Source organism: Actinokineospora sp. PR83 (genome assembly GCF_021056305.1).
GTDB classification, from domain to species: Bacteria; Actinomycetota; Actinomycetes; order Mycobacteriales; family Pseudonocardiaceae; genus Actinokineospora; species Actinokineospora spheciospongiae.
The window spans coordinates 102,097-115,079 of the sequence record NZ_JAJCXD010000079.1; the positions used below are offsets into that span (position 1 = coordinate 102,097).

Sequence of the window (12,983 nt, forward strand, 5' to 3'; positions counted from 1 at the left end):
GACCGGAGTCGGAGCGCCTGCTAGGGGACGAGCGGTCGAGGGGACGACTACTCGAAGATCTCACCCTTCTCGGCCTTGGCGACCAGGGAGGCGGGCGGGGTGAAGCGCTCGCCGTAGGCGGCCGCCAGCTCGTTGGCCCTGGCCACGAAGCCCGCGATCCCACCGGGGTAGCCGTTGATGTACTGGATGACACCACCGGTCCAGGGCGGGAAGCCGATGCCGAAGATGGAGCCGATGTTGGCGTCCGGCACCGTGCGCAGGACGTTCTCGTCGAAGCACTTCACCGTTTCCAGCGCCTCGGCGAAGAGCATCCGCTCCTGCATGTCCTTGAACGGGATCTCGTTGCCGCCGCCGAAGGCGTCGCGCAGCCCCGTCCACAGACCGGCGCGCTTGCCCTCGTCGTCGTACTCGTAGAAACCCGCGCCCGCCGAACGGCCCTTGCGGTCGAACTCATCGACCATCCGGTCCACCACCCCGTCGGACGGGTGCCCCGGCCAGGTGCCGCCCGCGGCCTCGATCGCGGCCTTGGTCTCGTCGCGGATCTTGCGCGGCAGGGTCAGCGTCAGCTCGTCGAGCAACTGCAGCGGCGGCGCCGGGTACCCGGCCTGGGTGCCCGCCTGCTCGATCGACGCGGGCACCAGGCCCTCGCCGACCATGGCCACGGCCTCGTTGATGAACGTGCCGATGACCCGGCTGGTGAAGAAGCCGCGGCTGTCGTTGACGACGATCGGGGTCTTCTTGATCTGCAGCGCGTAGTCGAACGCCTTGGCCAGCGCCACGTCCGAGGTCTTCTCGCCGACCACGATCTCCAGCAGCGGCATCTTGTCGACCGGGGAGAAGAAGTGCAGGCCGATGAAGTCCTCCTGCCGCTTCACCCCCTCCGACAGCAGGGTGATCGGCAGCGTGGAGGTGTTGGAGCCCAGCAGCGCGTCCGGCGCCACCAGGTCCTCGATCTCACCGAAGACCTTCTTCTTCAGCTCCGGCGACTCGAACACCGCCTCGACGACCAGGTCCACCCCGGCGACGTCCTGCGGGTCGGCGGTCGGGGTGATCCTGGCGAGGACCTCGTCGGCCTTCTCCTGGGTCAGCTTGCCCCGGCCCACGGCCTTGGCCAGGATCTTCTCCGAGTACGCCTTGCCCTTCTGCGCCGCCTCGATCGTGACGTCCTTGAGGACGACCTCGATGCCCGCGCGGGCGCTGGAGTAGGCGATGCCCGCGCCCATCATCCCGGCGCCGAGCACGGCGACCTTGCGCGCGGTGTACTTCGGCTGGCCGTCGGGGCGGGAGTTGCCCTTGTTGATGGCCTGCAGGTCGAAGAAGAACGCCTTGATCATGTTCTTCGACACCTGGCCGCACACCAGGTCCACGAAGTACTGCGTCTCGATCTTCGTGGCGTTGTCCAGGTCGACCTGGGAGCCCTCGATGGCCGCGGCGAGGATGTTGCGCGGGGCGGGCATCGGGGCGCCCTTGAGCTGCTTGCGCAGGTTCGCCGGGAACGCGGGCAGGTTCGCCGCGAACGACGGGCTCGACGGGGTGCCGCCGGGGATGCGGTAGCCCTTGACGTCCCAGGGCTGCACGGCCTCGGGGTTGGCCTTGACCCACGCCTTCGCCGCGGCGAGCAGTTCCTCCGGGGTGGAGACCAGCTCGTCGACCAGACCCAGCTCCTTGGCCTTGGCGGGCTTGTGCCGCTGGCCCTGCAGCAGGACGTTGAGCAGCGCGCTCTGGATGCCCAGCAGCCGCACGGTGCGCGACACGCCACCGCCGCCGGGCAGCAGGCCCAGGCTCACCTCGGGCAGGCCGATCTCGCTGCCCTTGGCGTCGAGGGCGACGCGGTGGTGGGTGGCCAGCGCGATCTCGTAGCCGCCGCCGAGCGCGGCGCCGTTGATGGCCGCCACGACCGGCTTGCCGAGCTGCTCCAGGCGCCGTAGCTGCGCCTTCATGCCGTCGACCCGCTCGGTGATCTCCGCGGCGTCGCCCGGCCCGGCCTTGCCGAGCTGGTTGAGGTCACCGCCCGCGAAGAAGGTCTTCTTCGCGGAGGTGATCACCACACCGGTGATGGAGTCCCTCTCGGCCTCCAGCCGGTCGACCGTGGCGCCGAACGACTCCCGGAAGGTGTCGTTCATGGTGTTCGCGGACTGGTTCGGGTCGTCCATGGTGAGCACGACGATGCCGTCGGCGTCGGACTCCCACTTGATCATGTTCTCGGTCATCTTCCCGGCCTCAGACTCGCTCGATGATGGTCGCGACGCCCATGCCGCCGCCGATGCACAGGGTGACCAGGCCCCGGCGGGCGCCGCGGCGCTCCAGCTCGTCGACCACGGTGCCGGTGATCATCGCGCCGGTGGCGCCCAGCGGGTGGCCCATGGCGATGGCGCCGCCGTTGACGTTGATCTTCTCGTGCGGGATGTCCAGGTCCTTCATGAACTTCATGACGACCGCGGCGAACGCCTCGTTCAGCTCCCAGACGTCGATGTCGTCCGGGGTCAGGCCCGCCAGCCGCAGCGCCTTCTGCGCGGCCGGGGTGGGCCCGGTCAGCATGATGGTCGGCTCGGCGCCGGTCACCGCGGCGGAGACGATGCGGGCGCGCGGGGTCAGGCCCGCGGCCTTGCCCGCCGCCTCGTTGCCGACCAGCACCAGCGCGGCGCCGTCGACGATGCCGGAGGAGTTCGCGGCGGTGTGCACGTGGTCGATCTTCTCGACCCAGTGGTACTTCTGCAGCGCCACGGCGTCGAAGCCGCCCATCTCGCCCATGCCCGCGAACGACGGCCCGAGCTTGCCCAGGCCCTCCACGGTGGACTCCGGGCGCATGTGCTCGTCGTGGTCGAGCAGCACCACGCCGTTGCGGTCCTTGACCGGCACCACGGACTTGGTGAAGTAGCCCGCCGACCAGGCCGCCGCCGCGCGCTTCTGCGACTCGACCGCGTAGGCGTCGACGTCGGCGCGGGAGAAGCCCTCGATGGTGGCGATCAGGTCGGCGCTGATGCCCTGCGGGACGAAGTAGCTCTCGTAGCTGGTCTCCGGGTCCATCGCCCACGCGCCGCCGTCGGAGCCCATCGGCACCCGCGACATCGACTCGACGCCACCGGCGATGACGAGCTGGTTCCAGCCGGAGCGGACCTTCTCCGCGGCGGTGTTGACCGCTTCCAGGCCCGAGGCGCAGAACCGGTTGAGCTGCACGCCCGCGACGCTGTCGGGCAGGCCCGAGACGATCGCGGCGGTGCGCGGGAGCACCGAGCCCTGGTCCCCGACGGGGGAGACGATGCCCAGCACGATGTCGTCGATCGTGGCCGGGTCCAGGTCCGGGTGGCGGGTCTTGAGCTCGTCGATGAGTCCCACGACGAGCGAGATGGGCTTGACGCCGTGCAGCGAGCCGTTCTTCTTGCCACGGCCGCGCGGCGTGCGGATCGCCTCGTAGATGAAGGCTTCGTTACTCACGCTCGTCCAGTCCTTCCGACGGTACGTGTGCGCTAATGACGATTCACATAATGCCCCGAATCCGCTGGTTGTCAATGTGAGACGGCCACCCTATGGTTGCAATCCGAACCTCACCCAGGAAGGGGCGCCGGTGACCGCTCGGAGCAGGCCGCGCAACCGCAGGGCCCAGCTGGCCGACGCGGCGGCGGCGCTGTTCGGCAAGCGCGGCTACCACTCGGTCGGCGTCGGCGACATCGCCGCCGCGGCGGGCATCACCGCCTCCGCGCTCTACCGGCACTTCCAGAACAAGCAGGACGTGCTCGGGCACGTGCTGCTCACCGGGGTGGACGAGCTGGCCGAACGGGTGCACGACGCGGTGTCCGGCCTCGCCGACGACCCGCAGAGCAGGCTCGCGCCGCTGCTGCTGGCCGCAGCCGAGGTCTCCATCGAGCGCAGGGAGCTGACCGCGCTGTGGCGCTGGCAGGGCCGCCACCTGCGCGAAGCCGACCAGAAGGAGCTGCGCGGGCGGGCCACGACGCTGCTCAGCGCGTGGCTGACCGGCCTGCGCCGCCTGCGCCCGGAGCTGTCGTCGGGGCAGGCGCACCTGCTGTGCTTCGCCGCGCTGAGCGTGTTCGGCAGCGTCGGCGACCACCGCGCGACCCCGCGCTCGGGGTTCGCGCCGCTGCTGGCCCACCTCGGCGAGGCGGTGGTGCGCGCCGACCTGCCCACCCCGGCACCGCGCGCGGACGAGTGGCGCACCCGGGTCGCACCCACCCCGTCGCGCCGGGAGGAGCTGCTGACCGCGGCCACCCGGCTGTTCCGCGAGCGCGGGTTCCACGCGGTCAGCATGGACGACATCGGCGCGGCCACCGGGATCGCCGGGCCGAGCGTGTACCGGCACTTCGCGGGCAAGTCCGACCTGCTGCTGGCCGCCTCGCGCCGGATGGCCGACCGGCTCACCCTGGGCCTGGAGGACTCGCTGGCCACCGCCACCGACCCGGCGGACGCGCTGCGCAGGCTCGCCCGCTCCTACGTGGACACGGTCCTGCGCTCCGACGACCTGATCGCCGTCTACACCACCGAGCTGGCGAACCTGCCCGAGCGCGACGGCCGGGAGCTGCGGGCGATGCAGCGCGGGTACGTCGCCGAGTGGGTCCGGCTGCTGCGCGAGGTCGCCCCCGGGCTGGACGAGCCCGCGGCCCGGGTCGCCGTGCACGCCGCGCTGACCATCGTCAACGACATCCCGCGCACCCAGCGCTTCACCACCCGCCCCGGCCTGGCCGACGAGCTGTCCGCGCTGGCGGACACGGTGCTGCGCGCCGCGGCCGAGGACCGGTGACGGAACCACACCGTCGCGCGACCGGCGGGTGACCACCGAGCGCCCGTTCCCACCACCTCCTGACCGCCTGCGGTGACCCCCGGGTGACGGCGTCCGGCCGCACGTGTTGGACCGAACGGCGGCACTCACCACGCGAATCCGGTTGATCACACAACGGAGCAGGTCCGGTGCGGCAGCATGCGGGCCACTGGCTATCGTCTGCTGATCTTCACCGCGCACCGTGCGCGCGGGCCGGGCCGCGGGGAGTGGGACATGGCGACGGGGATGCTCGACCGGTGGTTGTCGGACCGGCGGTGGCCGGTGACCGACTTGGCGGCACCCCCCGCCGACAGCGACCTGCGGCCGGTGCCCGGGGACGCGGGTCCCCCGGTGCTCGGGCACACCCTGTCGATGTTCCGGCAGGGCGACTTCGGGCTGCGCCGACACCGGGAACTGGGCCCGGTGTCGTGGGCGCGGGCGTTCGGGACGCGCATCGTCGCCGCCACCGGCCCGGACGCCGCGCAGGAGGTGCTGGTCAACCGGGACAAGGCGTTCTCCCAGGCGGGCTGGACCTTCCTGGTCGGCCCGTTCCTCAACCGCGGCCTGCTCCTGCTCGACAGCGAGGAGCACCTGCACCACCGCAGGCTCATGCAGGAGGCGTTCACCACCAGCCGCATCGAGGGCTACCTGGACCGGGTCGACACCCTGGCCAAGCGGGTGGTGCCCACGTGGGAACCCGGCCCGGTCTACCCGGCGCTGCGCCGCCTCACCCTCGACGTGGCGACCGAGGTGTTCATGGACGCCCCGGTCGAGGACTCCGCCGCCCTGCAGCGGGCCTTCACCGACACCTCCCGGGCGGGGATGGCGGTGGTCCGCCACCCGGTCCCCGGCGGCCGCTGGTCGGCGGGCCTGCGCGGCCGCAAGGCCCTGGAGGACTTCTTCCGCCCGCGCATCGCCGAACGCCGCACCAGCACCGCCACCGACCTGTTCACGGCGCTGTGCCAGGCCCGCACCGACGAGGGCCACATGTTCACCGACGACGACGTCGTCAACCACATGATCTTCATCATCATGGCCGCCACCGACTCCACCACCACGGCCCTCACCTCGGCCATGCACCAGCTTGGCCACCACCCCGACTGGCAGGACCGGGCCAGGGCCGAGTGCCTGTCGGTGGACCCGCCCACGGTCACCTCGCTGGGCGGCCTCACCGCCCTGGACCTGGTGGTCAAGGAATCCCTGCGCCTGGTCGCCCCCCTGCCCACCCTGGCCCGCCGCACGGTCAAGGACACGTCCCTGCAAGGCCACTACGTCCCCGAGGGCACCCTGGTCTTCCTCTCCCCCGGCATCAGCCACAAACTCGACGACTACTGGACCGACCCCACCCGCTTCGACCCGGACCGCTTCGCCGAACCCCGCCGCGAGGACAAGTCCCACCGCTACGCCTGGATGCCCTTCGGCGGCGGCGCGCACAAGTGCCTGGGGATGCACTTCGGGATGTTCGAGGTGAAGGCCCTGCTGCACGCGATCCTGCGCACCTACCGCTGGGAGTTCCCACCGGACTACGAACTGGTGTGGGACACCAGTTCCATCCCCGTCCCCGCCGACAACCTCCCGATCCGCCTGGAACGGTTGTGAGCGAGGAAGAACCACCGACGGCGGGCGGATCGGGGATCTTCGACGGTTTTGAGGGTTATCGCACCCCACAACCCGGGGACTACAAGGACATTGTGACCTCCGGCCTCATCGCCTTGGACGCCAACGTCCTGTTGAACCTCTATCGGTACAACGAAGCCACCCGCAACGACCTGATGTCGCTCATGGAAATGATCGGTGCCCGACTGTGGGTGCCGCACCAGGCGTTGAAGGAATTCTGGCGCAACCGCGAAGCCACCGCCAAGAGTGCGTGGGCAGGCGCCCAAGAGGCGGTCGGGGCGCTGGAGAAAGCGCGCCGGGCCACCGAGCTACGATGTCCACTTGGGCCAAGAAGGCCGCCTTGGCCGACGACCTGCGCGATGAGGTGTTGGGTGAACTCGGCCCCGCCTTCGACCGGGCAATTGGTTCGATCAACGCACAAGCGGAAAAGGACCGCGTCAATGGCGCCCAGGACACCGCACTCGACCCCATCGTCACCCGACTCGCCCGCATCCTCGAGGGCCGGGTCGGACCGCCACTCCCGGACGAGGACCACGCCACGGCACTGAAAGAAGCCGAACGGCGAATCCAAGCCCAACTGCCCCCCGGTTACCGGGACAGCGACAAGGACGAGGCATCCCGCGCGGGCGACTATCTAGTCTGGGAACAACTCCTCCGCGCGGCGGCGAACGCCGGGTGCGACGCGCTCTTCGTCACCAGCGACACCAAGGAGGACTGGTGGCGCCGCAACCGGGACCGGGCACTGGGCCCGCGACTCGAACTGGTCGAGGAGTTCCGACGACGTACGGGCCGGATGCTGTTCATGCTGCAACCCCAGGAATTCCTGCGGGACATCGGCAGCACCATCAACGCGAACATCAGCCCCACCTCGGCAGCCGAGGTTGAGCGAGTCGACCACTTGCTGAACACCACACCCCGGCCTGACGACGAGCAATTGGCGAAGCAGCTATTCCTCAGATACGCCAGACAACGAACGAGCCCGCGAAGATGGTGAGACTAGCGGATTGGATGTACGCCCACTCGGAGCGCAACGGCCGAAGGACTTCGGCAAGGAAACGCAGAACCGGGAGCGGAACAGTGCCGTGCCGCAGGTGACTTGCGCTGACCTGAAGCGGGTCGCCAGCCGGTTTGGCATCGAGGACACGTACGTGCGCAAACGGGGCTCTAGAAAGTGCGGCCGTCCGGATCAGTCGGTGATCGCGGTAGTCAGCATGGCGGTCCACTGGTCGAGGACTCGGCGGCGGCGTTTGGTGTCGTCGGTGAGGACGTTGGCCAGGCCCAGGCCTCGGGCCATGTCCAGGGTTGCCTGCACGGCTTCGCGGATGCCGGGGCGGGATTCGTCCACGCCGAGGGCTTCGAGGGTGAGGCGGTGGGTTTCGCGGCCCACTCGGGCTTCGAGGGGCACCACCTGAGCCTTGAGGAATTCGTCGGAGGCCGCCGCGACCCAGAGTTGGAGGGCTGCGCGGAAGAGTTTGCCGGTGAACATCTCGCCGAGGGTGTGGACGACGAACTCGGTGCGGTCGCGGCCGGGGGGCAGGTTGGGGAGGTTGGCGCGGAGGTGGGTGAGGCGTTCCTCGGTGACGTACTCGATGGCGGCGGTGAAGAGGTCTTCGCGGGTGGGGAAGTGGTGTTGGGCGGCGCCCCGGGAGACGCCCGCGTGTTCGGCGACGACCGAGACCGTGCTGCCGGACCAGCCGACCTCGGCGAGGCAGTCCACGGCGGCGGCCAGCAGCCGCTGCCGGGTGACCCGGCTGCGGTCCTGGCGGGGTTCGCGGACTGCCTCGACCATCGCGGTGCTCCTAGTAGGACTTGGGCAGGCCCAGGGAGAACTGGGCGACGAAGTTCAGGATCATCTCGCGGCTGACCGGGGCGATGCGGGTCAGCCGGGAGGCCGCCACCAGGGCGCCCAGACCGTACTCGCTGGCCAGGCCGTTGCCGCCGTGGGTCTGGACGGCGGCGTCCACGGCGTTGACCACGGCCTCGCCCGCGGCGTACTTGGCCATGTTGGCGGCCTCGCCCGCGGCCATGTCGTCGCCGGAGTCGTAGAGGGCGGCGGCCTTCTGGGTCATCAGCTTGGCCAGTTCCAGTTCGACCTTCGCCTTGGCCAAGGGGTGCGCCACGGCCTGGTGGGCGCCGATGGGTTCCTTCCACACGGTGCGGGTCTTGGCGTACTCGACGGCCTTGTCCAGGGCGAAGCGGCCCATGCCGACGGCGTAGGCGGAGGCCATGATGCGCTCGGGGTTGAGGCCCGCGAACAACTGCATCAGCGCCGCGTCCTCGGAGCCGACCAGGGCCTCGGCGGGGAGGTGGACGTCGTCGATGAAGACCTGGAACTGGCTGTCGGGGGCGATGACGTCCATCTCGATGCGCTGGAATTCGAAGCCGGGGGCGTCGGTGGGCACGACGAACAGGGCGGGTTTGAGCTTGCCCGTCTTGGCGTCCTCGGTGCGGCCGACCACCATCACCGACTGCGACTCGTCCACGCAGGAGATGTAGATCTTGCGGCCGTTGAGCACCCAGCCGTCACCGTCGCGGCGGGCGGTGGTGGTGAGCCGGTGGGCGTTGGACCCGGCGTCGGGCTCGGTGATGGCGAAGGCCATCCGCAGGGTGCCGTCGGCGAAGCCGGGCAGCCAGCGCGACTTCTGCTCCGGCGTGCCGAAGCGGGCGATGATCGTCGCGCAGATGGCAGGCGAGACGACCATCTGCAGCAGGCCGGTGCCGGTGGCGCCGAGTTCCTCGCACACCGCGGCGAGGTCGCCGATGCCACCGCCCCCACCGCCGAACTCCTCGGGCACGCTGACCCCGAGGTAGCCCAGCTTGCCCGCCTCGTTCCACAGCTCGGTGGTGTGGCCGCCGGAGCGCGCCGCCTTGAGCGTGTACTCGTGGCCGTACTTGCGGCCCAGTTCGGCGACCGCCTTGCGCAGCGCCTGGCGTTCCTCGGACTCGGTGAAGCTCATGACCCCTCCTCGGCAGTGCGGACGACCGCGAGCACGCGGCCGACGTCGACCTGGTCCCCGGCGGACACCGGCAGCTCGGCGACGACCCCGTCGGCGGGGGCGTCGATGCGGTGTTCCATCTTCATCGCTTCCAGCCACAGCAGCGGCTGCCCGGCCGTGACGGAGTCCCCGGCGGACACCGCGACCCGCACGACGGTGCCGGGCATCGGGGCCAGCAGCGACCCCGCGGCGACCTGGTCGGCCGGGTCGGGGAACCGGTCGACCGCGGTGAGCGCGACCGGCCCCAGCGCGGAGTCGACCCACACCGAGCCGCCGACCGCGGTCACCTCGAACCGCCGCCGGACCCCGGCGACCTCCAGCTCGACCACCCGGGCGGTGGCGGACACCAGCCGCACGCCGGTGAACCCGTCGGCCGCCAGCCCGGCGCGGCCGACCCGGTAGCGCACCTCGTGCTCGCCGGTGGCCCCCGTGTACACCTTGACCTGCGGCTGCGACACCACGTTGCGCCAGCCACCGGGGACGCGGCCGAGCACCCGGGCGGCGGCCCGGTTCGCCTCGGCGTCGGCCAGTGCGGCGGCGAGGGCGGACAGCGCCTCGGTGTCCTTGTCCGCCAGCGGTTCGGACAGGGTGCCCAGGCCGTGCCGGTCGAAGAACGCGGTGTCGGTCTCGCCCGCCAGGAAAGCCGGGTGGCGCAGCACCCGCACCAGCAGGTCGCGGTTGGTGTGCACGCCGTGCACCCGGGACTTGGCCAGGGCACCGGAAAGGGCGCGGGCGGTGGCGGTGCGGTCGGGTGCCCAGGCGATGACCTTGGCCAGCATCGGGTCGTAGTGCACCCCGACGACCGAGCCGGACTCGACGCCGGAGTCGAGGCGCAGCCCGCGCTCACCCGCGGCGGTGAAGTGCGCGGTGACGCCGGGGACGTCGAAGTGGTGCAGGGTTCCGCTCTGCGGCCGCCAGTCCAGCGCCGGGTCCTCGGCGTAGAGCCGGACCTCGATGGCGTGCCCGGCGGACCCGGGCGGGTCGGCCGCGAGCGGCGCGCCCTCCGCGACGGACAGTTGCAGGGCCACCAGGTCCAGGCCGGTGACGCACTCGGTGACCGGGTGCTCGACCTGCAGGCGGGTGTTCATCTCCAGGAAGTAGAAGCGACCGGCGTCGTCGGCGAGGAACTCGACGGTGCCCGCGCCCTCGTAGCCGATGGCGCCCGCGGCCTTGCGGGCGGCGTCGAACAGCCGGTCGCGCATCCCCGGCGTGCGCTCCACCAGCGGCGACGGCGCCTCCTCGACGACCTTCTGGTGGCGGCGCTGGATGGAGCACTCGCGCTCCCCCACCGCCCACACCGTGCCGTGCCGGTCGGCCATGACCTGGACCTCGATGTGGTGCCCGGTCTCCAGGTAGGGCTCGACGAACACGGTCGGGTCGCCGAACGCGGACGCGGCCTCGGACCGGGCCGCGGCCAGTTCGCCGTCGAGGTCGGCGAGCCGCCGCACCACCCGCATCCCCCGCCCGCCGCCGCCCGCGGAGGCCTTGACCAGCAGCGGCAGGTCGGCCTCGGTGGGCTCGGCGACGTCGGTGAGGGTCGGCACGCCCGCCTCGGCCATCAGCAGCTTGGACTCGATCTTGGAGCCCATCCGCTCGATGGCCTCGACCGGTGGTCCGACCCAGGTCAGGCCCGCCGCGAGGACGGCCCTGGCGAACTCGGCGTTCTCGGACAGGAAGCCGTAGCCGGGGTGCACGGCGTCGGCCCCGGCGTCGAGCGCGGCCCGGATGAGCAGGTCCGGCCGCAGGTAGGTCTCGGCCGGGCTGGAGCCGGGGAGCCGGACGGCCGCGTCGGCCTCCCGCACGTGCGGGGAGTCCGCGTCGGCGTCGGAGTGGACCGCGACGGTGGCGATGCCGAGGTCGCGGGCGGTGCGGAAGACCCGGCGGGCGATCTCGCCGCGGTTGGCCACGAGCAGGCTGGTGATCATCGGGCTCACATCCGGAAGACGCCGAAGGAGTCGGCGCCCTCGACGGTGGTGGTGTGGACGGCGGACAGGGCGATGCCGAGGACGGTCCGGGTGTCGCGCGGGTCGATGATGCCGTCGTCGTAGAGCATCCCGGACAGGAACGTCGGCAGGGACTCGGCCTCGATCTGGTTCTCGACCATGGCGCGCATGGCGGCGTCGTGCTCCTCGTTGTAGGCCTGGCCGCGCGCTTCGGCGCCCTGGCGCATGACGATCGAGAGCACCCCGGCCAGTTGCTGCGGCCCCATGACCGCGGACTTGGCGCTGGGCCAGGCGAACAGGAACCGGGGGTCGTAGGCCCGGCCGCACATGCCGTAGTGGCCCGCGCCGTAGGAGGAGCCCATCAGCACGGAGATGTGCGGGACCTTCGAGTTCGACACCGCGTTGATCATCATGGCGCCGTGCTTGATGATGCCGCCCTGCTCGTACTCCTTGCCGACCATGTAGCCGGTGGTGTTGTGCAGGAACAGCAGCGGGGTGTTGGTCTGGTTGGCCAACTGGATGAACTGGGTGGCCTTCTGCGACTCCTCGGAGAACAGCACGCCGCGGGCGTTGGCCAGGATGCCGACCGGGTAGCCGTGCACCTGCGCCCACCCGGTGACCAGGCTGCTGCCGTAGAGCGGCTTGAACTCGTCGAAGTCCGACCCGTCGACCACCCTGGCGATGACCTCGCGCGGGTCGAACGGGACCTTGAGGTCGGTGGGCACGATGCCCAGCAGGTCCTCCGGGTCGTGCTCGGGCTCGGCGTAGTCGGCGGCGGGGGCGGGCCCCCGCTTGCGCCAGTTGAGCCGGGCGACGATCCGCCGCCCGAGCCGGATGGCGTCGCGCTCGTCCACGGCGAGGTAGTCGGCGAGGCCGGACACGCGGGCGTGCATCTCCGCGCCGCCGAGCGACTCGTCGTCGGACTCCTCGCCGGTGGCCATCTTGACCAGCGGCGGTCCGCCGAGGAACACCTTCGCCCGGTCCTTGACCATCACCACGTGGTCGGACATGCCCGGCAGGTACGCCCCGCCCGCGGTGGAGTTGCCGAACACCAGCGCCACCGTGGGCACCCCGGCCGCGGAGGACCGGGTCAGGTCGCGGAAGGTGCGGCCGCCGGGGATGAAGATCTCCTTCTGGGTGGGCAGGTCGGCGCCGCCGGACTCGACCAGGTTGACCGTCGGCAGCCCGTTCTGCGCGGCGATGTCGGCCGCGCGGAAGCCCTTGCGCATCCCCCAGGGGTTGATCGCGCCGCCCTTGACGGTGGGGTCGCTGGCGTTGACCAGGCACTCGACGCCCTCGACCACCCCGATGCCGGTGACCAGACTGCCGCCGACCTGGTAGTCGGTGCCCCAGGCCGCCAGCGGCGACAGCTCCAGGAACGGCGAGTCCGGGTCGAGCAGCAGCTCGACCCGCTCCCTGGCCAGGAGCTTGCCGCGGGCGCGGTGCCTGCTGACGTACTTCTCGCCGCCGCCCGCCACCGCCTTGGCGTGCTCGGCGTCGAGGTCGGCCAGCTTCGCCAGCATCGCCTCGCGGTTGGCCGCGAACTCGGTGGCCGTGGTGTCCACAGCGGACCTCAGCACCGTCATCGCGCACCTCCTTCGCTCGTGGTGTCCGGGAATACGATCCGCCGGGCGCCGGAAACCGTCAAAAAGTTGT

General features: G+C 71.1%; 8 protein-coding genes and 1 pseudogene. 3 read left to right on the plus strand and 6 right to left on the minus strand.

All coding sequences use genetic code 11. The annotated features are described in order from the left end of the window. Positions 1-47: 47 nt before the first annotated feature. The gene (locus tag L6E12_RS26310) at positions 48-2,210 is read right to left on the minus strand and encodes a 3-hydroxyacyl-CoA dehydrogenase NAD-binding domain-containing protein (RefSeq protein ID WP_236230592.1); all 2,163 of its coding nucleotides are present in this window, start codon (positions 2,208-2,210) and stop codon (positions 48-50) included. 10 nt (positions 2,211-2,220) lie between these two features. Next, a complete protein-coding gene (locus L6E12_RS26315; protein WP_236230593.1) occupies positions 2,221-3,435 on the minus strand; it encodes an acetyl-CoA C-acetyltransferase in 1,215 nt (404 codons plus the stop codon). Positions 3,436-3,565: 130 nt separating this feature from the next. Between L6E12_RS26315 and L6E12_RS26320 the strand changes: the two genes are divergently transcribed. The 3 genes and pseudogenes from L6E12_RS26320 to L6E12_RS26330 all read left to right on the plus strand — a co-directional run bounded on the left by L6E12_RS26320 (position 3,566) and on the right by L6E12_RS26330 (position 7,382). Continuing rightward, positions 3,566-4,753 carry a TetR/AcrR family transcriptional regulator gene (locus L6E12_RS26320; protein ID WP_236230594.1) on the plus strand — a complete coding sequence of 396 codons (1,188 nt, stop codon included), beginning with the start codon at positions 3,566-3,568 and terminating at the stop codon, positions 4,751-4,753. Between the two features lie 252 nt (positions 4,754-5,005). Then, positions 5,006-6,370, plus strand: coding sequence for a cytochrome P450 (locus tag L6E12_RS26325; RefSeq protein WP_236230595.1), 1,365 nt, complete (start codon positions 5,006-5,008; stop codon positions 6,368-6,370). Between the two features lie 92 nt (positions 6,371-6,462). Further along, a pseudogene (locus L6E12_RS26330) lies at positions 6,463-7,382 on the plus strand (PIN-like domain-containing protein). A 192-nt stretch (positions 7,383-7,574) separates the two neighbouring features. Here L6E12_RS26330 and L6E12_RS26335 read toward each other — a convergent pair. From L6E12_RS26335 to L6E12_RS26350, 4 genes are read right to left on the minus strand one after another with little or no spacing between them, the layout of a single operon-like run. Further along, positions 7,575-8,177, minus strand: a complete 603-nt coding sequence (locus L6E12_RS26335) for a TetR/AcrR family transcriptional regulator (protein ID WP_236230596.1) — start codon at positions 8,175-8,177, stop codon at positions 7,575-7,577. 10 nt (positions 8,178-8,187) lie between these two features. Next, positions 8,188-9,345 carry an acyl-CoA dehydrogenase family protein gene (locus L6E12_RS26340; RefSeq protein WP_236230597.1) on the minus strand — a complete coding sequence of 386 codons (1,158 nt, stop codon included), beginning with the start codon at positions 9,343-9,345 and terminating at the stop codon, positions 8,188-8,190. Beyond that, positions 9,342-11,309 (minus strand): biotin carboxylase N-terminal domain-containing protein, encoded by a 1,968-nt coding sequence (locus tag L6E12_RS26345; RefSeq protein ID WP_236230598.1) that lies wholly within the window; start codon positions 11,307-11,309, stop codon positions 9,342-9,344. Before L6E12_RS26345 ends, L6E12_RS26340 begins: the two co-directional genes overlap by 4 nt. A 5-nt stretch (positions 11,310-11,314) precedes the next feature. After that, positions 11,315-12,913: an acyl-CoA carboxylase subunit beta gene (locus L6E12_RS26350; RefSeq protein ID WP_236230599.1), complete on the minus strand. Its 1,599-nt coding sequence runs from the start codon at positions 12,911-12,913 to the stop codon at positions 11,315-11,317. Positions 12,914-12,983 lie beyond the last annotated feature (70 nt).